The 23,049-nt window shown below is 67.5% G+C and carries 18 protein-coding genes and 6 pseudogenes; 13 read left to right on the top strand and 11 right to left on the bottom strand.

Annotation, left to right across the window (positions count from 1 at the left end; genetic code table 11):
• Positions 1–37: 37 nt before the first annotated feature.
• The 5 genes and pseudogenes from K1X59_RS14225 (at position 38) to K1X59_RS14205 (ending at position 5,062) form a co-directional block, all read left to right on the top strand.
• On the top strand, positions 38–1,393 hold the full coding sequence (locus tag K1X59_RS14225; RefSeq protein WP_183150547.1) for a glutamine synthetase family protein: 1,356 nt from the start codon (positions 38–40) through the stop codon (positions 1,391–1,393).
• Positions 1,374–2,125 (top strand): annotated as a pseudogene (locus K1X59_RS14220) (gamma-glutamyl-gamma-aminobutyrate hydrolase family protein). Before K1X59_RS14225 ends, K1X59_RS14220 begins: the two are co-directional and overlap by 20 nt.
• Positions 2,122–3,482: pseudogene (locus K1X59_RS14215) on the top strand (aldehyde dehydrogenase family protein). Before K1X59_RS14220 ends, K1X59_RS14215 begins: the two co-directional pseudogenes overlap by 4 nt.
• 39 nt (positions 3,483–3,521) lie before the next feature.
• Positions 3,522–4,301 carry a 3-oxoacyl-ACP reductase gene (locus tag K1X59_RS14210; protein ID WP_220173522.1) on the top strand — a complete coding sequence of 260 codons (780 nt, stop codon included), beginning with the start codon at positions 3,522–3,524 and terminating at the stop codon, positions 4,299–4,301.
• A gap of 33 nt (positions 4,302–4,334) precedes the next feature.
• Positions 4,335–5,062 (top strand): annotated as a pseudogene (locus K1X59_RS14205) (FadR/GntR family transcriptional regulator).
• Positions 5,063–5,090: 28 nt separating this feature from the next.
• Here K1X59_RS14205 and K1X59_RS14200 read toward each other — a convergent pair.
• Together K1X59_RS14200 and K1X59_RS14195 are read right to left on the bottom strand one after the other, a co-directional pair.
• Positions 5,091–6,479: an aspartate aminotransferase family protein gene (locus K1X59_RS14200; RefSeq protein WP_220173521.1), complete on the bottom strand. Its 1,389-nt coding sequence runs from the start codon at positions 6,477–6,479 to the stop codon at positions 5,091–5,093.
• 11 nt (positions 6,480–6,490) lie between these two features.
• Positions 6,491–7,971 (bottom strand): annotated as a pseudogene (locus tag K1X59_RS14195) (CoA-acylating methylmalonate-semialdehyde dehydrogenase).
• A 104-nt stretch (positions 7,972–8,075) separates the two neighbouring features.
• Here K1X59_RS14195 and K1X59_RS21660 point away from each other — a divergent pair.
• Positions 8,076–8,453 (top strand): annotated as a pseudogene (locus tag K1X59_RS21660) (PucR family transcriptional regulator ligand-binding domain-containing protein); the annotation flags it as partial.
• A 226-nt stretch (positions 8,454–8,679) separates the two neighbouring features.
• Positions 8,680–9,618 (top strand): helix-turn-helix domain-containing protein, encoded by a 939-nt coding sequence (locus tag K1X59_RS21655; RefSeq protein WP_258566859.1) that lies wholly within the window; start codon positions 8,680–8,682, stop codon positions 9,616–9,618.
• Between the two features lie 38 nt (positions 9,619–9,656).
• On the opposite strand, the gene K1X59_RS14185 is transcribed toward K1X59_RS21655, so the two are convergent.
• The 8 genes and pseudogenes from K1X59_RS14185 to K1X59_RS14160 all read right to left on the bottom strand — a co-directional run bounded on the left by K1X59_RS14185 (position 9,657) and on the right by K1X59_RS14160 (position 15,697).
• Positions 9,657–11,051 carry an aspartate aminotransferase family protein gene (locus tag K1X59_RS14185; protein WP_220173520.1) on the bottom strand — a complete coding sequence of 465 codons (1,395 nt, stop codon included), beginning with the start codon at positions 11,049–11,051 and terminating at the stop codon, positions 9,657–9,659.
• Entirely contained in the window at positions 11,048–11,512 is a 465-nt protein-coding gene (locus K1X59_RS14180) for an Lrp/AsnC family transcriptional regulator (protein ID WP_183150543.1), read from the bottom strand. Before K1X59_RS14180 ends, K1X59_RS14185 begins: the two co-directional genes overlap by 4 nt.
• An 89-nt stretch (positions 11,513–11,601) precedes the next feature.
• Positions 11,602–12,762 carry an acyl-CoA dehydrogenase family protein gene (locus K1X59_RS14175; RefSeq protein ID WP_220173519.1) on the bottom strand — a complete coding sequence of 387 codons (1,161 nt, stop codon included), beginning with the start codon at positions 12,760–12,762 and terminating at the stop codon, positions 11,602–11,604.
• Positions 12,759–13,517 (bottom strand): alpha/beta fold hydrolase, encoded by a 759-nt coding sequence (locus K1X59_RS14170; protein ID WP_183150542.1) that lies wholly within the window; start codon positions 13,515–13,517, stop codon positions 12,759–12,761. Before K1X59_RS14170 ends, K1X59_RS14175 begins: the two co-directional genes overlap by 4 nt.
• Positions 13,518–13,567: 50 nt before the next feature.
• Entirely contained in the window at positions 13,568–13,762 is a 195-nt protein-coding gene (locus K1X59_RS21650) for a PfkB family carbohydrate kinase (protein ID WP_258566858.1), read from the bottom strand.
• 128 nt (positions 13,763–13,890) lie between these two features.
• Positions 13,891–14,136, bottom strand: a pseudogene (locus tag K1X59_RS21645) (sugar kinase); the annotation flags it as partial.
• The gene (locus K1X59_RS21640; protein WP_258566857.1) at positions 14,118–14,492 is read right to left on the bottom strand and encodes a PfkB family carbohydrate kinase; all 375 of its coding nucleotides are present in this window, start codon (positions 14,490–14,492) and stop codon (positions 14,118–14,120) included. The gene K1X59_RS21640 and the pseudogene K1X59_RS21645, both read right to left, overlap by 19 nt.
• Positions 14,489–15,697 carry an MFS transporter gene (locus tag K1X59_RS14160; RefSeq protein ID WP_220173518.1) on the bottom strand — a complete coding sequence of 403 codons (1,209 nt, stop codon included), beginning with the start codon at positions 15,695–15,697 and terminating at the stop codon, positions 14,489–14,491. The genes K1X59_RS21640 and K1X59_RS14160 overlap by 4 nt, the downstream gene beginning before the upstream one ends.
• Positions 15,698–16,087: 390 nt before the next feature.
• Here K1X59_RS14160 and nrdH point away from each other — a divergent pair, with 390 nt between their 5' ends.
• The 4 genes from nrdH to nrdF are packed head-to-tail and all read left to right on the top strand — an operon-like array spanning position 16,088 to position 19,912.
• On the top strand, positions 16,088–16,321 hold the full coding sequence (gene nrdH / locus K1X59_RS14155; protein WP_220173517.1) for a glutaredoxin-like protein NrdH: 234 nt from the start codon (positions 16,088–16,090) through the stop codon (positions 16,319–16,321).
• A 6-nt stretch (positions 16,322–16,327) separates the two neighbouring features.
• Positions 16,328–16,762 (top strand): class Ib ribonucleoside-diphosphate reductase assembly flavoprotein NrdI, encoded by a 435-nt coding sequence (nrdI, locus tag K1X59_RS14150; protein ID WP_220173516.1) that lies wholly within the window; start codon positions 16,328–16,330, stop codon positions 16,760–16,762.
• Positions 16,759–18,903: a class 1b ribonucleoside-diphosphate reductase subunit alpha gene (gene nrdE / locus K1X59_RS14145; RefSeq protein ID WP_258566856.1), complete on the top strand. Its 2,145-nt coding sequence runs from the start codon at positions 16,759–16,761 to the stop codon at positions 18,901–18,903. Before nrdI ends, nrdE begins: the two co-directional genes overlap by 4 nt.
• A gap of 31 nt (positions 18,904–18,934) precedes the next feature.
• Entirely contained in the window at positions 18,935–19,912 is a 978-nt protein-coding gene (gene nrdF, locus K1X59_RS14140; protein WP_017828866.1) for a class 1b ribonucleoside-diphosphate reductase subunit beta, read from the top strand.
• A gap of 42 nt (positions 19,913–19,954) precedes the next feature.
• Here nrdF and K1X59_RS14135 read toward each other — a convergent pair whose 3' ends face one another.
• A complete protein-coding gene (locus K1X59_RS14135) occupies positions 19,955–20,920 on the bottom strand; it encodes an Abi family protein (protein WP_220173515.1) in 966 nt (321 codons plus the stop codon).
• A gap of 854 nt (positions 20,921–21,774) precedes the next feature.
• Between K1X59_RS14135 and K1X59_RS14130 the strand changes: the two genes are divergently transcribed.
• Positions 21,775–22,662 carry a hypothetical protein gene (locus tag K1X59_RS14130; RefSeq protein WP_183150541.1) on the top strand — a complete coding sequence of 296 codons (888 nt, stop codon included), beginning with the start codon at positions 21,775–21,777 and terminating at the stop codon, positions 22,660–22,662.
• An 82-nt stretch (positions 22,663–22,744) separates the two neighbouring features.
• Positions 22,745–22,990: a DUF2188 domain-containing protein gene (locus tag K1X59_RS14125; RefSeq protein WP_183152848.1), complete on the top strand. Its 246-nt coding sequence runs from the start codon at positions 22,745–22,747 to the stop codon at positions 22,988–22,990.
• The last annotated feature ends 59 nt before the right edge of the window (positions 22,991–23,049 follow it).

The following is a 23,049-nucleotide window of genomic DNA, read 5'->3' as shown; positions in this document are numbered from 1 at the left end:
CGGACGATCGCTTCACCACGACGACGGGAGCGAGAAGATGTCGGGAAACCTGAGCATCGAGCAGCTGGATGCCGGCATCGCCGCCGGCGAGATCGACACGGTGATCGTGGCCTTCGCCGATGCGCAGGGACGGCTGGTCGGCAAACGGGTCTCCGCCCGGCTCTTCCAGGAGGACATCCTGCATCACGGCGCCGAGGCCTGCGACTACCTGCTGTCGGTCGACGTCGACATGAACACGGTCGACGGCTACGCGATGTCGGGGTGGGACCGCGGGTACGGCGACATGGTGCTGCGGCCGGACGTGGCGACGCTGCGACGGATCCCGTGGCTCGCCGGCACCGCGCTCGTGATCGCCGACCTCGTGTGGGGGAACGGGGAGCCGGTCGGGCCCTCCCCGCGGGCCATCCTGGATCGTCAGCGCGACCGTCTCGCCGAGCGGGGCTGGATTGCGTTCTCGGGCACAGAGCTCGAGTTCATCGTTTTCGACAACACCTATCGCGACGCCTGGGCCCGCAAGTACGAGGGGCTGACCCCGTCGACCGACTACAACGTCGACTACAACCTGCTCGCCTCGACCAGGCTCGAGCCGCTGCTGCGCGACATCCGCAACAGTATGGACGGGGCGGGCTTGTACTGCGAAGGCGTGAAGGGGGAGTGCAACCTCGGCCAGCAGGAGATCGCGTTCCGCTACGCCGAAGTGCGCGAGACCGCCGACCAGCACGCGCTCTACAAGAACGGCGCGAAGGAGATCGCGGAGCAGCACGGGCAGGCACTCACCTTCATGGCCAAGTTCAACGAGCGGGAGGGCAACAGCTGCCACATCCACCTCTCGCTGCGCGCTGAGGACGGCACACCGGTCATGGCCGGCGACGGCGAGCACGGATTCAGCCCCGTCATGGAGCACTGGATCGCCGGCATCCTCGCCACCTTGCGCGAGTTCACCCTGCTCTACGCGCCCAACATCAACTCCTACAAGCGCTTCGCCAAGGGCAGCTTCGCCCCGACCGGGGTGGCCTGGGGCATCGACAACCGCACGTGCGCCCTGCGGGTGATCGGCTCGGGGTCGGGACTACGGGTCGAGAACCGGGTGCCGGGCGGCGACGTCAATCCGTACCTCGGCATCTCTGCCATCATCGCCGGTGGCCTGTACGGCATCGAGAACGAGCTTCCGCTGCCCGAGCGCTTCACCGGCAACGCGTACGAGGCCGGGGTCGAGCACCTGCCCACCACCCTCCGCGAGGCTGCGCAGCTGTTCAGCGCCTCGACCATCGCGCGCGAGGCGTTCGGCGACGATGTCGTGGACCACTACCTGAACCAGGCACGCATCGAGGTCGAGGCCTACGACGCCGCCGTCACCGATTGGGAGCGCATCCGTGGTTTCGAACGGCTCTGACCCCGCCCCGCTGATCGGCGTCACGACCTACCTCGAACGGGCGCAGCAGGGGGTGTGGGATGTGCGCGCCGCGTTCCTTCCCGAGCAGTACCTGACCGGGGTGACCGCGTCGGGCGGCATCGCCCTGCTGCTGCCCCCGCAGGACCCAGACGCGGCGGATGCGGCCATCGCGGGGATGGACGGGCTGATCCTCTCCGGGGGTGCCGACGTCGCGCCCGAGCTCTACGGCGCGGAGCGGCATCCGCTCACCGACCCCGCCCGCGTCGATCGCGATGCGTGGGAGCTCGCCCTGTTCCGGGCGGCGGAGCGGCGCCGGATGCCGGTGCTCGCGATCTGCCGTGGTCTGCAGCTCGTGAACGTGGCCCGCGGCGGGACGCTGCAGCAGCACCTGCCCGAGTCGCTCGGCACCGAGCGCTACCGCCTCGGAGGGGGTGTCTTCGCCGAGAACGACATCGAGGTGACGGACGACACGGCGTTGGCGGGGTCCTCGGCGCCGGCGACGCGCGCGTCCACAGCTACCACCATCAGGGCATCGACCGCCTCGGTGAGGGGCTGATCGCCGCGGCGCGTTCCGACGACGGGCTCGTCCAGGCGTTCGTCGACACGTCGGGCGGACACGTGGTCGGCATCCAGTGGCACCCGGAGGAGAACGCCGAGGACCGGCGCCTCTTCGAAGATCTCGTCTCACAGGCTCGCGTGTTCGCCGCGGGTCGGAAGGAGGGCGCCCGATGAGCGCGTTCACCGTCATCAACCCGTCGACCGGCACGGCGATCCGCGAGGTGGCACGCGCCGATGTCGCCGAGACCGATGCCGCCATCGCGCGTGCCGTCGCCGCACAGCGCCGGTGGGCGGCCCTCGCTCCGGTCGCCCGCGCCGATGCGCTCAGGGCCTTCGCCCGTGCCGTCGAGGGCGCGGCCGAGGAGCTGGCGCAGCTGGAGGTGCGCAACTCCGGGCATCCGATCGGCTCCGCGCGATGGGAGGCAGCGCACGTCGCCCAGGTGCTGAACTACTACTCCGCCGACCCCGAACGCCTGTCCGGGCGGCAGATCCCGGTGGCCGGCGGACTCGACGTCACCTTCCACGACCCGTATGGCGTGGTCGGTGTCATCGTGCCATGGAACTTCCCGATGACGATCGCGTCGTGGGCGTTCGCGCCCGCGCTCGCCGCGGGCAACGCCGTGGTGCTGAAGCCGGCGGAGTTGACCCCGCTCACGGCGATCCGTCTGGGCGAGCTCGCACGTGAGGCCGGTCTGCCCGAGGGACTGTTCGAAGTCGTCACGGGCTCCGGATCGGTCGTCGGCCAGCGCCTGGTCGAGCACCCCGACGTGCGCAAAGTCGTCTTCACCGGCTCGACCGAGGTGGGCATCGAGGTCGCGGCCGGGTGCGCGCGGGCGCTCAAGCCGGTCACGCTCGAACTCGGCGGTAAGAGCGCGAACATCGTCTTCGCCGACGCCGACCTCGAACAGGCGGCGGCAGGTGTCCCCGGCTCCGTGTTCGACAACGCCGGCCAGGACTGCTGCGCCCGCAGCCGACTGCTCGTGCAGCGCTCGGTCTACGACCGCTTCCTCGAACTCCTCGAGCCCGCCGTGGCCGCGTGGCGCGTCGGGGATCCTGGACGAGACGACACCGACATGGGACCCCTCATCTCGGCGGGGCACCGCGACACCGTCGCCTCGTTCCTCGACGGCGCCGACATCGCCTTCCGTGGCACGGCGCCCGAGGGGGACGGGTTCTGGTTCGCCCCGGCCGTGGTGCTCGCCGATCCCGCCGATCGGATCGCGCAGCAGGAGGTGTTCGGGCCCGTCGTCGCAGTGATGCCCTTCGAGGACGAAGCCGACGCGATCCGCCTGGCGAACGACACGATCTACGGCCTCGCCGGGTCGGTATGGACGCAGAACCTGAGCCGCGGCGTGCGCGTCGCGCGGGGTGTGCGCAGCGGGGTGCTCTCGGTGAACTCCCACTCCTCGGTGCGCTACGCCACCCCTTCGGCGGCATGAAGGCGTCGGGCCTCGGGCGGGAGCTCGGCCCGGACGCGGCCGAGCACTTCACCGAGACCAAGAACGTCTTCTTCGCGACCGACGACCTCTGATCGCCGCGCAACCCACCCCATCCGGAACGGAGAACCCTCATGAGCATCGACCTGACCCAACGACTCCGCGATCGCGTCGCCATCATCACCGGCGGTGCGAGCGGCATCGGGTTCGCCACCGCCAAGCGCTTCGCCGCCGAGGGAGCCTTCGTCGTGATCGCCGATGTCGACCCGACGACCGGTGAGGCGGCGGCGGCCGAGGTGGGCGGGGCGTTCCGTCCGGTCGACGTCGCCGATGAAGCGAAGGTGAACGCGTTGTTCGACGGCGTCGCGGAGGAGTTCGGGCGCATCGACATCGCGTTCAACAACGCGGGCATCTCTCCTGCCGATGATGACTCGATCGAGACCACGGAGCTCCCCGCATGGGACCGGGTGCAGGACGTCAATCTCAAGAGCGTGTACCTGTGCAGCCGCGCGGCGCTGCGGCACATGGTCCCCGCCGGACGCGGGTCGATCATCAACACCGCGTCGTTCGTGGCGCTGCTGGGGTCGGCGACTTCGCAGATCAGCTACACCGCGTCCAAGGGCGGGGTCCTCGCGATGTCGCGCGAGCTGGGTGTGCAGTTCGCCCGCCAGGGTGTGCGAGTGAACGCCCTGTGCCCCGGACCGGTGAACACGCCGCTGCTGCAGGAGCTGTTCGCCAAGGACCCGGAGCGCGCACGACGACGTCTCGTGCACGTGCCGATGGGACGATTCGCCGAGCCGGAGGAGCTCGCGGCCGCGGTCGCCTTCCTCGCCTCCGACGACTCCTCGTTCATCACCGCCAGCGCGTTCGTGGTCGACGGCGGCATCACCAACGCCTACGTCACGCCGCTGTGAGCGACCCCCACCTCGCTGTGACAGGGTGAAGGCATGAGCGAGCACTCCTCCGACGGCGACCTCGTCGAGGTGCGGAAGGCGGTCTACCGGCCGCTGCGGCGTGGCAACGCCCTCGAGGACGCGGTGGCCCGGCTCGTGCAGACGATCCGGCTCGGCGTGGTCGCGCCGGGGAGTCGCTGCCGCCGGAGCGCGAGCTCGCCGCCTCGTTCGGGGTCAGCCGAGACACCGTGCGGGAGGCGATCCGCGAACTCGCCGACACCGGCTACCTCCTGCCCCGCCGAGGTCGGTACGGCGGGACGTTCGTGGCTGATCCGCTCCCGCATCCGTCGGTGTCCTCGGCCGTCGCCCCCGAACACCTCGACGATGTCCTCGGACTCCGCCGCGTGCTCGAAGCCGGGTCTGCCAGAGCCGCCGCGAGTCGGACGCTCGACGCCGCCACCCGCGCCGACCTCTGGGCACGGCACGAGGCCGCGCTGCCGGCGGGACCCGAGGAGTACCGGCGCCTCGACACGCTGCTGCATCTGGCGATCGCGGAGGCCGCCGGCATCCCCTCGCTCGTCGCACTCGTGGCCGAGAACAGGGCCGACGTCAACGCCTGGCTCGACACGTTCCCGCTCATGCCGCGGAACATCCAGCACTCAGGAGAGCAGCACGAGAGCATCGTGTCGGCCATCCTGGCCGGACGCCCCGACGCCGCCGAGGCGGCGATGCGCGACCATCTGGCCGGGTCGGAGGCGCTGCTGCGGGGCTTCCTGATCTGACCTGGTCGGGGTCGGCACGCCCCTCGGGTCAGCGCGCGGCGGCCTCGTCCGTCACGGTCAGCGCCTCGTCGATCGCGGCGAGTCCGCGCACGAGCTCGTCCTCGTCGATCACCAGGGGTGGAGCGACGTGCACGCGGTTGAAGTGCGTGAAGGGCCAGACCCCCGCCTTCTTCGCGGCGGCCGCGAATGCTCCCATCGGCGCGGCGTCCGCCCCTGCGGCGTTGAACGGCACGAGCGGCTCGCGCGTCTCGGCGTCGCGGACCAGCTCGACCGCCCAGAACAGACCGAGGCCCCGCACATCGCCGACGCTCGGGTGCCTCTCGGCCCAGGAGCGCACGGTCGGCTCGACGATACGCGCGCCGAGATCCCGCACACGTTCGAGGATGCCGTCGCGGCGGAACACCTCGAACGTGGCGACGCCGGCCGCGCACGCGAGAGGGTGTCCGGAGTAGGTGAGTCCGCCCGCGAAGGGCATCGTGTCGAAGGCGCTCGCGATGCGGTCGGAGATCACCACACCGCCGAGCGGCACGTAGCCCGAGTTCACGCCCTTCGCGAAGGTGATCAGGTCGGGGCGGCCGTCGAACGCGTCGATGCCGAACCATTCGCCGAGCCGACCGAAGCCGACCATCACCTCGTCGGCGATGTACACGATGCCGTGACGGTCGCACAGCTCGCGCACGCCCTGCAGGTAGCCGGGCGGCGGCACGAGCACGCCGTTCGTCCCCACGACCGTCTCGATGATGATCGCCGCGATGGTCTGCGGACCCTCGAGCTGGATCGTCTGCTCCAGGTGCGCCAGTGCCCGCTCCGACTCCTGCTCCGGAGTCTCCGCGTGGAAGGGGGAGCGATACAGGTAAGGGCCGAAGAAGCGCACCGCTCCGGAGTCGACGGTGTCGTTCGCCCAGCGGCGCGGGTCGCCGGTCAGCGAGATCGCGGTCGAGGTGGAGCCGTGGTAGCTGCGGTACATCGAGAGCACCTTGCGGCGGCCGGTGAACTGGCGGGCCATGCGCACCGCGTACTCGTTGGCCTCGGCGCCGCCGTTGGTGAAGAACACCTTCTCCAGTCCGTCCGGCGCGACCTCGGCGATCAGGCGGGCCAGCTCGCCGCGCACATCGTTCGCGATGGACGGCTGGATCGTCGCGAGACGCCCCGCCTGCTGCTGGATCGCCGCGACGAGGTCGGGATGCTGGTGGCCGAGGTTGAGGTTCACGAGCTGGCTGGAGAAGTCGAGGTACGCGTTGCCTTGATAGTCCCAGAACGTCGAACCCTCGCCAGCGGCGACAGGCAGCGGATCGATCAGGGCCTGCGCGCTCCAGGAGTGGAAGACGTGCCCGCGGTCGTCCGCGCGCACCTGCGCCTCGGCGTCGGGGGCGGGCAGCGGGTGCGCGAACCCGTGTCGGTCGGTGTAGGTCGTCATGTCGTCTCCGCTCAGTGGTTGCTCGGGAAGCCGAGGTCGATCTGCGAGGGGTGTGGTCCGGCCAGCGGGTGGTGACGACCTTGGAGCGCGTGTAGAAGTGCACCGACTCCGGGCCGTAGATGTGCGAGTCGCCGAACAGCGAGTCCTTCCAGCCGCCGAACGAGTAGGCGCCGACGGGCACCGGGATCGGCACGTTGACGCCGACCATGCCGACCTCGATGTCGAACTCGTACTGGCGGGCGGTGCCGCCGTCGCGCGTGAAGATCGCCGTGCCGTTGCCGTAGGCGTTGGCGTTCACGAGGGCGACCGCGTCGGCGTAGGTGTCAACGCGGACGACCGACAGCACTGGGCCGAAGATCTCGTCGTCGTACACCTTCATGCCGGGGGCGACCTGGTCGATGAGGCTGACGCCGAGGAAGAAACCCTCGGAATCGAACTCCTTCGTGGTGCCGTCCACGACGACGGTCGCGCCCTCCGCTTCGGCTCCTGTCACGTACGAGGCGACCTTGTCGCGGTGCTCGCGCGTGATGAGCGGACCCATCTCGCTCGCGGCATCCGTGCCCGCGCCGATCGTGAGGCCGTCGATGCGGTCGGCGATCGCGGCGACGAGGTCGTCGGCCACCTCGCCCACGGCGACCAGCACCGAGACGGCCATGCAGCGCTCGCCGGCCGAGCCGTAGGCGGCGGAGACCGCGGCGTCGGCCGCGGCGTCGATGTCGGCATCCGGCATGACGACCATGTGATTCTTCGCGCCCCCGAGCGCCTGCACGCGCTTGCCGGCGGCGGACGCGCGCTGGTAGATCGAGCGGGCGATCGGGGTCGACCCGACGAAGCTGATCGCGGACACCTCAGGGGACTCGAGGAGGGCATCGACGGCCTCCTTGTCGCCGTTGACGACGTTGAGCACTCCGTCGGGCAGGCCCGCCGGCGAAGAGCTTCGCGATCCACACCGCCGCCGACGGGTCCTTCTCGCTCGGCTTGAGCACGACCGTGTTGCCGCAGGCGATGGCCGAGGCCACCATCCACAGCGGCACCATGACGGGGAAGTTGAAGGGCGTGATCGCCGCGACCACGCCGACCGGCTGCTTGACCGAATGCACGTCGACACCGCGCGCGACCTGCTCGCTGCGCTCTCCCTGAGCAGGTGCACGAGGCCGGCGGCGAACTCGACGTTCTCGATGCCGCGCGACACCTCGCCCGCAGCGTCGGAGAGCACCTTGCCGTGCTCGGAGGTGACGATCGCCGCGAGTTCCGGGGTGCGCTCCTTGAGCAGCTGACGCAAGCGGAAGAAGACGTCGGCGCGCTTGATCAGGCTCGTCTCGCGCCATGCGGGAAGCGCTGCTTCTGCGGCGGCGATCGCGGACTCCACCTCGGCGGCCGAGGCGAAGGCGACCTGCTTCGACACCCGGCCGGTTGCGGGGTCGAAGACCTGGCCGGTGCGGGCCGCCTCGGCGGCTTCCACTCCGTTGATGACGTGACGGACGATGTCCACGATTGTTCCTCCGGCTCGTGAAGAATGCGGTGTTCATACACTCTGACTGAGTGTCGAGTACGCTGATGTTTCTCCATGATCACAGAGCGTGAAGGTGTCCGAGGGTGTCAGAACGTCAGGACTTGACTGGAATCCGGACAGATCGTCCGGCCCGGACCGACGGATTGCTCACCGTGGCCGACGTGCTCGCCGATCCGGTGCTGCAGGGCGGCGCGCCGGAGGTGATCGTCGGAGGCGCCGCTCTCGACGTCGATGTGCGCTGGGTGCACGTCTCGGACAACGCGGGCGTCGCTCGTCTGCTCGATGGCGGCGAGCTGCTGCTCAGCACCGGAGCAGGGTGGCCGACGGCGGCCGACGCTCTGCGCGAGTTCGCCATGACGCTTCATCGCACGGGCGTCGCGGGCATCGTCGTCGAGCTCGGCTCCGGTCAGACGCGGGTTCCGGAAGCCCTCGCCGAGACGTGCAGAGAGGTCGGGCTCGCACTCATCGCCCTCTACAGGGAGATCAAGTTCGTCGCCGTGACCGAGTCGGTGCACAGGTCGCTGATCGCCGCCCAGACCGATGCACTGGGCGAGCGACAGCGCCTGCACGAACTCTTCACCGCGTTGAGCCTGCAGGGTGCGCCTGCCGATGTCATCGTCGCGGAGACAGCGCGTGCACTCGGCGCGCCCGTGATCCTGCAGAACCTCGCGCACGAGGTGATCGCCTATGAGACTCTGCGGACACCGGTGGCGCAGGCGCTCGGGCAGCTCGCCGACGCCGACCGCGTCCCGGTGCAGGCGCGCGGCGTGCGCTGGGGGACTCTCGTCGCCCTCTCGGGGCCGGCACATCCGGCTGGTCGGCTCACCGTGCTCGAGCAGGGGAGCGACGGCGCTCGCCTTCGGGTGCCTCGCGGATGGCGGCGACGCGGAATGGTCGCTGCTCGCCCAGCGGGGCATCATCGACGATCTGCTCGGCGCGCGCTTCGCGAGTCCGGAGGACATCGCCGCGCGCCTCGGGGCCGGTGGTTTCGCGCTGCGGGGCCGGCACTGTCACGGCATCGTCGCCCGCGGTGCGGAGTCGGCAGCGGAGCTCGCGGCCCGGGCGCAGCGCGCCGGAGCAGCGGTGGTCGCCGCGCGCGTGGGCGACGACGATGTCGCCCTCCTGTCACTCCCGTCATCCCTGCTGCTCAGCGATGCTCTGGCCGCGCGCATCGTCGGTCCCGCCCGCACGGTCTTCGTCGGTCCCGCCGCCGAAGACGTGCGGGGACTGCTCGCCTCGCTGCGAGCGGCGAGAGACCTCGCGGTGAGCGATCGCTCCGAGTCCGGACCGCGGGTGCGACGCGTGGATGACCGGCCGTTGGAGCGCTTCGTCGCGTCACTGCGCGACGACCAACGTCTGCTCGCGCACAGTGCGCGGATGCTGGCCCCGGTCGTGGCCTATGACGACGAGCGTCGCGGCGACCTGCTCGATGTGCTGTCCGCGCTCGTCGCCCATCCGGGCAATCGTTCCGCGGCGGCGGCCGCGAGTCACCTCTCGCGTTCGGTCTTCTACCAGCGCCTCGCGGTGATCGGCGAGATGCTCGAGGTCGACCTCGACGACGGGGAGACCCTCGCGGCGCTGCACCTGGCGCTGCTGGCGAGACGGAGCGCGGTTCCCGTCACCTGACCCGAGCCCCGCCTGCGCCCGCTGCGGTGCCCTGCCCGTCAGAGCACCGACTGCGCGCGCGTCAGCACATCGCGGAGGATCTGCTCGATCTCGCGGAACTCCGTCGGACCCACGGTGAGTGGAGGCGCGAGCTGGATGACGGGATCTCCACGGTCGTCGGCGCGGCAGTACAGACCCGCCTCGAACAGGGCGGGTGAGAGGAAGCCGCGCAGCAGCCGCTCCGACTCGGCGTCGTCGAAGGTCTCCTTCGTGGACTTGTCCTTGACGAGCTCGATGCCGAAGAAGTACCCGTCGCCGCGCACATCGCCGACGAGCGGCAGGTCGAGCAGCTTCTCGAGCTCGGTGCGGAACAGCGGGGAGTTCTCGCGCACGTGGGCGTTGAGCCCTTCCTCGTCGAAGATCGCCAGGTTCTCCAGGGCCACCGCAGCCGACACGGGGTGCCCGCCGAAGGTGTAGCCGTGCGGGAACGAGACGTCGCCCTTGGAGAACGGCTCGTACACGCGGTCGCTGACGATCGTGGCGCCGATGGGGGAGTACCCGCTCGTCATGCCCTTGGCGCACGTGATCATGTCGGGGACGTAGCCGAGACCGGTGCACGCGAACGTGTGTCCGAGCCGCCCGAACGCGCAGATCACCTCGTCCGAGACGAGCAGGACGTCGTGGCGGTCGCAGATCTCGCGCACGCGCGCGAAGTAGCCGGGAGGAGGCGGGAAGCACCCGCCGGAGTTCTGCACGGGTTCGAGGAAGACCGCGGCCACGGTGTCCGCCCCCTCGAACAGGATCATCTCTTCGATGCGGTCGGCGGCCCATCGACCGAAGGCTTCGAGGTCGTCAGCCGGGCCGCCCATCTCGGCCGCACGGTAGAAGTTCGTGTTCGGCACCCGGAAGCCGCCAGGCGTGACCGGCTCGAACATCGACTTCATCGCCGGGATCCCGGTGATCGCCAATGCTCCCTGCGGGGTGCCGTGGTACGCGACCGCTCGCGAGATGACCTTGTGCTTGGCGGGCTTCCCCTGCAGCTTCCAGTAGTGCTTGGCCAGCTTGAACGCGGTCTCGACCGCCTCGCCGCCGCCCGTGGAGAAGAAGACGCGGTTGAGGTCGCCGGGGGCCTCATCGGCGAGACGATCGGCGAGCTCGATCGCAGCCGGGTGCGCATACGACCAGAGCGGGAAGAACGACAGCTCCGACGCCTGCGCTGCCGCAGCCTCGGCGAGACGCCGCCGGCCATGGCCCGCATTCACCACGAAGAGGCCCGCGAGGCCGTCGAAGTACCCTTTGCCCTTCGCGTCCCAGATCCGGTGTCCCTCGCCTTTGACGATGATGGGCACACCCGACTCGGCCATGGTCGACTGTCGCGTGAAGTGCATCCAGAGATGGTCCTTCGCCATCGTCTGCAGTGCGGACTCGGACGGGATCGTGCGGGCGGTGCTCATCTGGTCCCCCAGTTGTAGAGCTGCTTCTGCAGCTTGGCGTAGATGAAGGTCTCGGTGGAGAGGACGCCGTCGATCGGTCGGATGACGTCGTTGATCAGGGCGAGCAGGTCGTCGTCGTCTTCGCAGACCACCTCGGCGAGCACGTCGAAGGACCCGACGGTGATGACCACGTAGTCGACCGCGTCGATCGCCGCGACGGCCTCCGCGACGCGCCGCGTGTCGCCGGACACGCGGATGCCGATCATCGCCTGTCGAGGGAACCCGAGTTGCATCGGATCCGTCACGGCGACGATCTGCATCACCCCGGACTCGGTCAGGCGCTGCACGCGCTGCCGCACGGCGGCCTCACTCAGGCCGACGACGCGTCCGATGTCGGAGTACGATCGACGACCGTCCTCCTGGAGCAGCTCGATGATGGTCTTGGAGATCGCGTCGAGCGAGGGATGCTTCTTCGGACCCATGATGCGATCCTCGCACCCGGGCCCGTGGTACGGCAACCGATTCCGCCGTGAAAACCGCGATCCTCGGCGGAATCAGCGGTGAAGACGGGTCACGTCTGGAGGGGACCCAGCAACGCCCCGGCCGCCGTGGAGTGCGCGGACTCGGGGTCGGAGGGGTGGAACGCGCCGGCGAGGACGTCTCGGTAGAGCCGCGACAACTCGTTGGCCGAGAAGTAGGAACCGCCGCCCGCGACGAGCATGGCGTCGTCGACGACCTGCTTGGCCATGGTGATCGCGCGGTGTTTGACGCCCGACAGCAGCGGGAACCAGCGGGCGCCGTTGTCGACCCGGTCGTCGACGTCTCGGGCGAGCTGGGCGATCTGCGGTGGCAGTGCGTCGTAGGCGATCGACATGTCGGCGATGCGCCAGCGGATGTCGGGGTCTTGACTGTACGCGAGGCCCGTCCTCTTCGAGTGTCGCTTCTGCGCGGTCGCCACGGCGAGTTCCAGTGCTCGCCGCGCGATGCCCGTGTACACGGAGGCGAGCAGGATCTCGAACACCGAGAAGATGCCGAAGACGATCGGGTCGGGGCTCGGTCCGGGGTCGATGCGTCGCACCACGTGTGCGGCATCCGCCGTGGCGCCGTTCAACCGGGTGGTCCTGCTCTGGGTGGCCCGCATGCCCAGCGTGTCCCAGTCGTCCGAGGTGGTCACGGCATCCGTGCGGTCGATGAACGCGAACACCAGCTTCGGCGCGTCGGCACTCGTGGTGTCGAGGCCGTGCAGGCCGAGTTTCGTCCACACCGGGGCGAGCGAGGTGAAGATCTTGGTGCCGGTGAACGAATAGCCCCCGTCGCCGTCCGGCACGGCCGCCGTGTCGCTGCCGAAGAGGACCAGGTCGTTGCCGCCTTCGCTGATGCCGAACGCGAAGACCTCGCCGGCGACCGCGCCGTCCTGGACGAACTCCAGGCCGGGTACGCCGCGGTCGGAGAACACCTTCGCGACGCCCGTCCACACCAGGTGCATGTTGATGGCCAGAGCCGTCGCGGGCGCCGCCCCCGCGAGACGCTGCTGCAGGATGGCGGCCTCGGCGAGCCCGAGGCCTGCACCGCCGCGTTCGGTCGGCACGAGGATCGACAGGTACCCGGCCGCGCGCAACTCGTCGAGGTCCGGCTGCGGAAAGGTGTTCTCGCGGTCGTGGATCGGTGCGCGTTCGCGGATCCGCGCGAGGAGATCGTCGGGAAGGTATGCGGTCGGGTCGAAGTCGCTCATGCCAGAGCCTCCAGAAGCTGTCGGATCGATTCGTCAGGGCGGTCGCGGTGCAGGGAGTGACCTGCTCCTTCGACGATGGACAGGGTGATCAGCGGGTTCGCGGCGAGTACCTCGCTCGCGAGGTCTCCCGTGAAGATGCTGTAGACGGCGGGGTCGGCGCCGATCACATGCGTGGGGACCGTCAGGCGGGCGGCCGCGTCGCGCACATCCCACGGCTGGTTCTGTGCACTGGTCTGCTCCACCGCCCAGGCGCTCGCCCGCCGCACCGCATCGATCTTCAACTCATGGTCCTGCGGGTGCCAGTGCGGATGCTCCTGCTGCACGACCTCGAGTCTCGTGTCGGCGAAGGCCCGCTCCTGGCTTCTGCGGACGATGGCCGCGTCGCGACCGTCGACGTGGATCGCCGGATCGATGAGCACGAGCCGACGGGCCCAGTCCGGTGCGGACGCCGCGGCGACGGTGCTCGCCGCGCCGCCGAGGGAGTGGCCGACCACGGCGTCCCAGGGGCCCGCGCCGTCAGGGCGGGTGGCGGCGAGGTCGTCACCGTATGCCGCGACCGTGTAATCGAGAGAACGCGGCGCATCGCCATGGCCACGCAGGTCGACCGCGGTCGCGTGCCAGCCCGCGCCGGCGAGGGCGTCGCCCATGCGCCACATCAGTGCGCCAGAGGACCCGAGACCGTGGACCAGGAGTGCCCGCCTGGCGGCAGACGGAGCACCCCACGAGAGGCGGGGCAGGGTGAGCGGTGCAGGCATGGCACCAGCCTACGACCGGGTGGCGGCCCTGGCCCCTGACGCTGTCCCCGTCAGTCGGAGCCGATCGCCGCCAACGGGGGCAGGTCGGCCGCGATCGTCAGCACGCGCTCCGCCGCGGCATGCCCGGCGGAGAGTCGCTCGGCGAGGCCGGCTCCGTCGAGGGTCGCGGCGAGGAAGCCGGACGCGAAGGCGTCCCCGGCGCCGACCGGCTCGACGACGTCGACGACGGGTGCCGGGACGAACACCGGCTCGGCGTCGCCGTCGAAGGCCGTCGCGCCGACGTCGCCGTCCTGACGACCAGCAGCGCGCAGTTCGGGAGGAAGGCACGGATGGCGGACGGCGTCGCCGTGCCCCAGATGCGCTCCGCCTCGTCGCGACCCACGAACGTGATGTCGGCGGCGTCCGCCAGGCGCGCGAGCGTCTCCGCCGCGTCTTCCCGGCTCCACAACGGACGGCGATCGTTCACGTCGAACGACACGAGGGCGCCGGCGGTGCGCGCATCGGCGAACAGTCGGTCGACCATGTCTCGGCACGACGCGGAGAGGGCGGGAGTGATCCCGGTGGTGTGCACGATGCGGACGCCCTCGAGCTGCGCGGTGCTCAGGAATCCCGGCTCCATGCGGGAGGCCGCCGATCCCCGACGGTAGTAGTAGACGGAGGAGGACTCGACCCCGGGGTCCTGAACATCACGCCGGTCGGGGCGGCGTCGTCGCGCTCGACCCACAGTTCGACTCCCCGACGTTCCAGCTCGGAGGCGACGCGGTCTCCGAGCGGGTCGCCTCCGAGGCGTGAAGCCCAGGCGACCCGGTGCCCGGTGGAGGCGACGCCGGCCGACACGTTGGATTCCGCACCCGCCAGTCCGATCGATGCCTGGGCGGCTGACGCGAGTCTGGCATCCGTCGGGGTGATCAGAGCCATGGTCTCGCCGATGCAGACGATCTCGGGGGCAGTGCGCAGAGAGGAGGAAGAGTTCATGAAGGGGTGACCGCCAGGGGTTCGGTGTCGGGATGCGGGCTCGCGTCGCGGTGACGCAGGTCGGGGAACGAACGGACGAAGACGATCGAGACGAGGAGTCCGGCCGCAGCGAAGATCGTGGCGGCGAGGTAGGCGCCACGCCAGTCGCTGACGTCGACGAGGAACCCGGCGACGGCGGAGCCCGCGGCCGCGCCGATCAGCTGGCCGGTGCCCGCCCATCCGAAGGCCTCGGCTGTCTCGCTGAACTTCACGCTGGCGGAGGTGATCGCGAACAGCACGGCGAGTGCGGGGGCGATGCCGATCCCGGCGAGGATCAGCGTCCCGCCCAGCCAGAAGACGTTCAGCATGACCATCGTCAATCCGAGGCCGATCGTGACGATGAGCAGGCGGCGCGCCATCGCCCACGGGCCGATCGGGATGTGCCCGAACGCCAACCCGCCGGCGAGGCTGCCCGCCGAGAACACCGCGAGCACGAGGCCGGCCGCGAGACTGCCGTGCTCGAAGGTCGCGACGACGCCGACCTCGACCGCCGAGCACGCTCCGATCAACAGGAAGCCGATCACTGTCGCCAGCATCACGGGTGGCTTGAGCACCACCGTGCCCAGCGCGTTGCGGCTGCGCGGGATGCGCACCCGGCCGACCTCGGGGGAGAGGATGAACCACGCGCCGCCGCCGACGAGGACCACGGCCACCAGCAGCAGCCCCTCCATGGTGCCGATCTGCGTGGAGACCAGTGTGATCACGACCGGGGCCAGCACCCAGATGATCTCCTGCAGCGAGGCGTCGAGTGAGAACAGGGGAGTGAGGTTCGAGGAGTTCACGAGCTTCGGGTAGATCGTACGGACCGCCGCCTGGATCGGAGGCGTCGACAGCCCCGCGATCATGCCGAGTGCCATGAAGCCCGGCACGGAGAGGGGGAGCACGGCGAGGCACAGCACGGCGACGACGCAGACCGAGAGAGTGAGCGTGAGCACGCGCCGCATGCCCCAGGCGCCCATCCACCGGCTGGTGATGGGACCGGCGACCGCCTGGCCGACACTGGTCGCCGCGAGGACCAGGCCCGCTGACCCGTAGGAGCCGGTCTGCTGCTCGACATGCAGCAGGATCGCCAGGGACATCATGCCGTTGGGGAATCGCGCGGTCAGCTGAGCCGCGATCATGCGCGCCACACCCGGCGTGCGAAGAAGATCCCGATATCCCGCCACCAGACAACGGTACCGGGCGCGGGTGCCGGTCGTCGAAGGGGCCGATCCGCGACACGCCCGCGACACGCCGAGGGACGATTTCCACAGGAATCCGAATGTCGGTGGGCCGACGTAACGTGCCCCCTGTGGATGGATCGCTCACAGGGGCTTCCCAGCCGCGATTTCCCGCGGTTCGAGTGCCTAGCGAAGGGGCCTCAGCCTGTGGAAGAAACGGTGGAGAACCTGTGTTGTATCTGTAGAGAACGGTGGATAACTACACGGATGTAACTACTACCCCTTGTGGTCGCCCCCAATGTCGGTCCCCATATGTAGTATTGAAGTCCCGGCAGGGGGTCTACCGGGAAACAGCCTGATGAGAAGCAGGCCAGAGATTTGAGGGGTTACGAAAAGATGTCGATCACGGTCTACACCAAGCCTTCCTGCGTTCAGTGCAACGCGACCTACCGTGCCCTGGATGCCAAGGGCATCGAGTACGAGGTCCTCGACCTTTCGGAAGACGCGACGGCGCTCGAGCAGGTCAAGGCGCTCGGCTACCTGCAGGCACCCGTCGTCGTGACCGACGAGGGCCACTGGTCGGGCTTCCGTCCCGACAAGATCGACGAGCTCGCCTCCCGTCTGGCGTGACACCCCATGAGCGCCGTCGCGACCGCAGCGCCGCTCCTGGTCTACTTCTCGAGCGTCTCGGGTAACACCGCACGATTCGTCGAGAAGCTCGGGTTTCCGGCCCGACGCATCCCCCTCCACCGAAATGAAGACGACCTCGTCATCGACGAGCCCTTCGTGCTGGTCACCCCCACCTATGGCGGGGGTGCGGGGCGCGGCGTCGAGAAGGGCGCCGTTCCCAAACAGGTGATCCGGTTCCTCAACGACGAGCGCAACCGGCGCCACATCCGCGGAGTGATCTCCGCGGGCAACACCAACTTCGGCGATGCCTTCTGCCTCGCCGGTGACATCATCAGCCGCAAGTGCCACGTGCCTCACTTGTATCGGCTCGAGATCTTCGGCACACAAGACGATGTGGATCGCGTGAGCGACGGATTGGAACGACGGTGGGAACTTCAGTGACCGAGACAGTGGCATTCAAGGCGAACCCCGCATACGAGGGCCTCGATTATCACGCGCTCAACGCGATGCTGAACCTGTACGACGCGAACGGGAAGATCCAGTTCGACGCCGACAAGCGCGCCGCGCGGGAGTACTTCCTGCAGCACGTGAACCAGAACACGGTGTTCTTCCACTCGCTCAAGGAGCGCCTGGACTACCTCGTGGAGAAGGAGTACTACGAGGGTGCCGTCATCGAGAAGTACTCGTTCGACTTCATCCAGAAGCTCAACGACCTGGCGTACTCGAAGAAGTTCCGCTTCGAGACCTTCCTCGGGGCGTTCAAGTACTACACGAGCTACACGCTGAAGACCTTCGACGGCAAGCGCTACCTGGAGCGCTTCGAGGACCGCGTCGTGATGACCGCGCTCGGCCTCGCCGACGGTGACGAGAAGCTCGCCGTCGCCCTCGTCGAAGAGATCATTTCCGGCCGTTTCCAGCCGGCGACCCCGACCTTCCTCAATGCGGGCAAGGCGCAGCGTGGCGAACTCGTCAGCTGCTTCCTGCTGCGCATCGAAGACAACATGGAGTCGATCGCCCGTGGCATCAACTCCGCCCTGCAGCTCTCCAAGCGCGGTGGCGGCGTGGCCCTGCTGCTGTCGAACATCCGCGAGTCGGGTGCACCGATCAAGCAGATCGAGAACCAGTCCTCGGGCATCATCCCCGTGATGAAGCTCCTCGAAGACAGCTTCAGCTACGCCAACCAGCTCGGTGCGCGCCAGGGCGCCGGCGCGGTGTACCTCAACGCGCACCACCCCGACATCATGCGCTTCCTCGACACCAAGCGTGAGAACGCCGACGAGAAGATCCGTATCAAGACGCTCTCGCTGGGCGTCGTGGTGCCCGACATCACGTTCGAGCTCGCCAAGAACGATGAGGACATGTACCTGTTCTCGCCGTACGACGTCGAGAAGGTGTACGGCGTGCCGTTCGGCGACATCTCGGTCACCGAGAAGTACCGCGAGATGGTCGACGACCCGCGCATCAAGAAGACGAAGATCAACGCGCGAGAGTTCTTCCAGACCGTCGCCGAGATCCAGTTCGAGTCCGGCTACCCGTACGTCATGTTCGAAGACACGGTGAACAAGGCCAACCCGATCAAGGGCCGGATCAACATGTCCAATCTCTGCAGCGAGATCCTGCAGGTGAACACGCCGACCACGTACAACGACGACCTGTCGTACGACAACATCGGCAAGGACATCTCCTGCAACCTCGGCTCGATGAACATCGCGCTGTCGATGGACGCCGACGACCTCGGCCAGACCGTCGAGACGGCGATCCGTGCCCTCACCGCGGTCAGCGACCAGAGCCACATCGGTTCGGTGCGCTCGATCGAAGACGGCAACGACCGCTCGCACGCGATCGGCCTCGGCCAGATGAACCTGCATGGTTACCTCGCCCGCGAGCACGTGTACTACGGTTCGGAAGAGGGCATCGACTTCACGAACATCTACTTCTACACGGTGTTGTTCCACGCGCTGCGGGCGTCGAACAACCTCGCCATCGAGCGCGGCACGACGTTCGACGGGTTCGAGGACTCGAAGTACGCGTCCGGCGAGTTCTTCGACAAGTACATCGACCAGGCCTGGGTGCCCGCGACCGAGAAGGTCAAGGAGCTCTTCACCGGCAAGCACATCCCCACGCAGGACGACTGGGCTGAGCTGAAGGCGTCGATCCAGAAGCACGGCATCTACAACCAGAACCTGCAGGCGGTTCCTCCGACCGGCTCGATCTCGTACATCAACAACTCGACGTCGTCGATCCACCCGATCGCGTCGAAGATCGAGATCCGCAAGGAAGGCAAGCTCGGCCGCGTCTACTACCCGGCGGCGTTCATGACGAACGACAACCTGGAGTACTACCAGGACGCATACGAGATCGGCTACGAGAAGGTCATCGACACGTACGCTGCGGCCACGCAGCACGTCGACCAGGGCCTGTCGCTGACGCTGTTCTTCAAGGACACCGCCACCACGCGTGACATCAACAAGGCGCAGATCTACGCATGGCGCAAGGGCATCAAGACGATCTACTACATCCGTCTGCGTCAGCTGGCGCTCGAGGGCACCGACATGGCCGAGTGCGTCTCGTGCATGCTCTGACCCGCCCCTGATCTCGAGAAACGACGAAGAAATGACTCCCGAAAGACTCAAGCTGGTCTCCAGCGTGCAGGCGATCAACTGGAACCGCATCCAGGACGACAAGGACCTCGAGGTCTGGAACCGTCTGGTGAACAACTTCTGGCTGCCGGAGAAGGTGCCGCTGTCGAACGACGTGCAGTCGTGGAACACGCTCACCCCCGACGAGCAGCTGCTCACCATGCGTGTCTTCACCGGCCTGACGCTGCTCGACACGATCCAGGGCACCGTCGGTGCGGTGTCGCTGATCCCCGACGCGATCACCCCTCACGAAGAGGCCGTGTACACGAACATCGCGTTCATGGAGTCGGTGCACGCGAAGAGCTATTCCTCGATCTTCTCGACGCTCGCGTCGACGAAGGAGATCGACGAGGCGTTCCGGTGGTCCACCGAGAATCCGAACCTTCAGAAGAAGGCGCAGATCATCATGGACTACTACCAGGGAGACGACCCCCTCAAGCGCAAGGTGGCCTCCACCCTGCTGGAGTCCTTCCTGTTCTACTCGGGCTTCTACCTGCCGATCTACTGGTCGTCGAAGGCGAAGCTGACGAACACCGCCGACCTCATCCGCCTCATCATCCGTGACGAGGCCGTGCACGGCTACTACATCGGCTACAAGTTCCAGAAGGGCCTCGAGAACGAGACCCAGGAGCGTCGCGACGAGCTCAAGGACTACACGTTCTCGCTCATGTACGAGCTCTACGACAACGAGGTGCAGTACACGCAAGACCTCTACGACGGTGTCGGGCTGACCGAAGACGTCAAGAAGTTCCTGCACTACAACGCCAACAAGGCCCTGATGAACCTCGGCTACGAGGCGATGTTCCCCTCCAGCGTCACGAACGTGAACCCGGCGATCCTGTCGGCGCTGTCGCCCAACGCCGACGAGAACCACGACTTCTTCTCGGGGTCGGGTTCGTCGTACGTCATCGGCAAGGCCGAGGCCACGGAAGACGACGACTGGGACTTCTGAGGTCGTTGTCATTCCCGAAGCATGTGGGCGCGAAAGCCGTCCTCAACCGAGAGCAGCTGAACGAAGGGGACGCTTCACCCCGATCTCATATAGTTCATCCAAGCTGATGAGTGCGTCGAGGTCAGAAATAAGGGCCTGGTCGCCGCCGCCTGCGCGCAAGAACTGGGCAAGCGTCAGCCACGCGACGTACATCGACTTCGAGTCGGAGTCGCGCAGGAGTTTCTCGAACGGTTTCGGTCGCTTTGGGGATGCTGCGGAGGGACGCATCCACAGGCGCGAGTGATGAGCCACGAGATTTCGGAGCACAATAAGGCTAGTGAGTTGCGTCTGGAAGACCTGATTGCTGACTTCGAATCCGCGTGCAACGTCCTTCCAAAGCCACCGGGCGCCGTCGTCGACCACAGGAGCGGTCTCCGTGATCACTCGCTCCAAGAGCCCTAGCGTCCAGCCATCGACAGTCGACCAGATCGGCAAGGTCTGCATCGCGGACAATCGCTCATCGTCGGTTAGGCATGTGGGGTTCTCCGTCCACTTACGTCCGATGTTATGAGCGTGCTTTTCGAAGGCCCCGAGGACGAAGGGTTCCCGCGACCGGCTGATCTGGTCACGCAGGATGACATGCACAGGGGTCGCTGACGCGTTCATTACCTGGAAGTGAGACGCCTCCAGGAAGCATGCGCGGTCGGGGAATAGTGAGCAGTGTGCCTCAACGAGGGCTGCGCGAAGACGCCATTCCACGTCGCGGATCGCTGCGAACAGGCGAGTGGAGACGCTGTGGTCGATTTCCACCATGCGGATGACGCGGTCGATACGATCATCGCCCTGAACGAGTCCCTCTCGGCGGAGTTTCCGGAAGTTGCGGGCGTAGCCGAGGAAGTAGTGGAAGTTGGTCCGAGCGATGAACTCGCGAGCATGGTCGCTCAGCGAGTGTTCGTTTACATAACCACGGTCGACGAGATACGCCGCGCGTTCGTCGAGCGTGAGAAAGCGTCGGTCAGTGCTCATCATGCCGCCTCGCAAAAAAAGGACCCCCGCAGTGCGCATCGTTGAGAGGCGGCGGGGGGACTGGTGATTTCAGTCTAGAGGGAGCCACAGACATCACTCAAGTCGACGACGTTCGTCGATGCGGCATCGCACCGCGCGTAGTGATATTGAAACGCCGAGCGTCGTCTCGTCATCGCCGTCCGCTGGAGCCCACGAGATCCTCCCGCCCGTCGCACACGCTCAGCGCGGGGATGGTTCCGACCTGCGTGGTTCCCGTCGCAGCAAACACATTTCCCGAAAATGAAATAAGATGAATAGCGTTTGCGGCGTAGGCGTAGGCGTAGGCGGAGTGCGGCTGAAGGTCAGAGGCACGGTGCGAACCTGCCTTGCGTGAGTCGGCTGACCCTCCCGTTGCACTGTCTAGGACACAGGTTGCGGATCGCCTGGGTTCCACCTAGGCGAAGCAATCCGGAGCATCTCAGTTTTGGAGTTTGAGGTGTCCCGCACGAGCTCCGGCGACCGTACCATCGACCGAGAAACGGGGTAGCCGGCAATGCCTATCGGCGCGTCCCAGGTGGACTTCGCAACCTTCACCGGAACTGTCGCCTTTCACCATGTCGTGCAAGGTGCCAAGGTAGTGGCCGCCGGGAAGGCTAACGACCCTGCGAAACGGTGCGGGCCGACGTCGAGCCGATAGAAGCTCCCCGGAGAGTAGACCGTGGGCATAGGCCATGTCGGGCGCTCCCGGGGAGGCGGAGTAGGAGTGCCGGCTGCTTCATGGGGGCTCCAGACGAGGCCCTATGTGCCAGTGGTGACACCCACGGTCGTGGCCGTCGCCTTCCGTCCCGGATGTCCGCACCTGCCGTTAGCCTGTGAGCATGACAGTCCTTCAGCCGGAGATGGTCACTCGACTGAGCATTCTCTCCATCGCAGCCGAGATGGCGGCCCGCACCTCCAACGGTGATGTCGGCGGTCGTGCGCTCCTTGACGCGCTCCCCGGGTCGCTCGGCGTGACGGCCGGCGCGCTCGACGACCATGTGAAGCTCATGGAGCAACAAGATCTCGTGAAAGGGATCTTCACGATGGGTGGTCTGGCGGCGGTCTTCGTGCGCCCTAGGGGGAAAGATCTGGCCGCGCAGTTCGAGCGTGACAGGCGAGACCCTGTCGACCGGCTGCTAGCGCTCGAAGACGACTATCTGCGGTGGCTGTACACGCGTGTCGAGATCGAAGGTGTTGTCCCCGTCGCCCGCGACTTCCTCGATGCAAAGTTCGGGTATCTCGGAATCGCGTACACCGAGGGCGAAGTAGAGAAGGCGACCTCGCGCCTGCACGCGAAAGACCTCCTCGAGCCGGGAAGTCTCGACATGACGGAGACGGGGCGGAAGACAGTAGAGCACAAGCGCTCGGTGCGCGACCTCGACCGCGTGGCCACCGTAAGCCATGTCACCACCCACATCACAGACAGCACCAATGTCTCCGTCGGCAGTTCGAACGTCACTCAAACGGCGACGATCCAGGCGTCCTGGGCTGATGAGGTGACGCGACTGCTAGAGATAGTGGGGCAGTCGATGGCGGCGCTTCCCGACAAGGTCGGTGACGCCATCGCACCGCTGGTGGAGGATGCTCGTGAAGGCGTCGCCGCTGAGGAGAAGTCACGGGTGAAGCGAGCGCTAAGTAGCATCGCAGGGTTCCTGAACGACACCGCCGCGGGAGCGCTCGGCGGACACCTGGCGACCCAGATTCCGCAGGTAATGGCGCTGCTCTGACAGCCTTCACAGCGTCAGCGGCTTGACGTGGCATGCGACGATCCGGGCGACAGGCGTCGGACCGGCCTTGGATAACTTGGCCATGCCGCCCCCAGGTCTCTCGCGCCGGACGCAGGGGAGCTATAGACGCGACGGCTTCAAGGTCACGAGCCAAGGCAAGGTGACCGACACGGTATCGACGCAGAAGGAAGCGGAGGCGCGTGCGAAGGCCCAAGTGTCCGGTGCGGGCGGAGGTCAGGTCTACATCCATCGTCGCGACGGGACGATCCGGGACGCCGACACGGTGTACCCGGGGAACCAGTCTTCCGCGAGAGACACCAAGCACTGATTGCGTCGCCCGTGATCCGCGACTTGGGTAACGCTACGTTCGGTCCGTGAATCTGGGAC

The organism is Microbacterium sp. Se5.02b, from assembly GCF_019464375.1.
Classification (GTDB): Bacteria; Actinomycetota; Actinomycetes; order Actinomycetales; family Microbacteriaceae; genus Microbacterium.
This window is presented reverse-complemented; position numbering and strand designations above follow the sequence as displayed.

Bases quoted from the DNA above. Each gene is read 5' to 3' on its own strand.
- K1X59_RS14225 (WP_183150547.1), top strand. From the start codon at position 38: ATGTCGGGAAACCTGAGCATCGAGCAGCTGGATGCCGGCATCGCCGCC.
- K1X59_RS14210 (WP_220173522.1), top strand. From the start codon at position 3,522: ATGAGCATCGACCTGACCCAACGACTCCGCGATCGCGTCGCCATCATC.
- K1X59_RS14200 (WP_220173521.1), bottom strand. From the start codon at position 6,479: ATGACGACCTACACCGACCGACACGGGTTCGCGCACCCGCTGCCCGCC.
- K1X59_RS21655 (WP_258566859.1), top strand. From the start codon at position 8,680: ATGAGACTCTGCGGACACCGGTGGCGCAGGCGCTCGGGCAGCTCGCCG.
- K1X59_RS14185 (WP_220173520.1), bottom strand. From the start codon at position 11,051: ATGAGCACCGCCCGCACGATCCCGTCCGAGTCCGCACTGCAGACGATG.
- K1X59_RS14180 (WP_183150543.1), bottom strand. From the start codon at position 11,512: ATGGGTCCGAAGAAGCATCCCTCGCTCGACGCGATCTCCAAGACCATC.
- K1X59_RS14175 (WP_220173519.1), bottom strand. From the start codon at position 12,762: ATGAGCGACTTCGACCCGACCGCATACCTTCCCGACGATCTCCTCGCG.
- K1X59_RS14170 (WP_183150542.1), bottom strand. From the start codon at position 13,517: ATGCCTGCACCGCTCACCCTGCCCCGCCTCTCGTGGGGTGCTCCGTCT.
- K1X59_RS21640 (WP_258566857.1), bottom strand. From the start codon at position 14,492: ATGAACTCTTCCTCCTCTCTGCGCACTGCCCCCGAGATCGTCTGCATC.
- nrdH (WP_220173517.1), top strand. From the start codon at position 16,088: ATGTCGATCACGGTCTACACCAAGCCTTCCTGCGTTCAGTGCAACGCG.
- nrdI (WP_220173516.1), top strand. From the start codon at position 16,328: ATGAGCGCCGTCGCGACCGCAGCGCCGCTCCTGGTCTACTTCTCGAGC.
- nrdF (WP_017828866.1), top strand. From the start codon at position 18,935: ATGACTCCCGAAAGACTCAAGCTGGTCTCCAGCGTGCAGGCGATCAAC.
- K1X59_RS14135 (WP_220173515.1), bottom strand. From the start codon at position 20,920: ATGATGAGCACTGACCGACGCTTTCTCACGCTCGACGAACGCGCGGCG.
- K1X59_RS14130 (WP_183150541.1), top strand. From the start codon at position 21,775: ATGACAGTCCTTCAGCCGGAGATGGTCACTCGACTGAGCATTCTCTCC.
- K1X59_RS14125 (WP_183152848.1), top strand. From the start codon at position 22,745: ATGCCGCCCCCAGGTCTCTCGCGCCGGACGCAGGGGAGCTATAGACGC.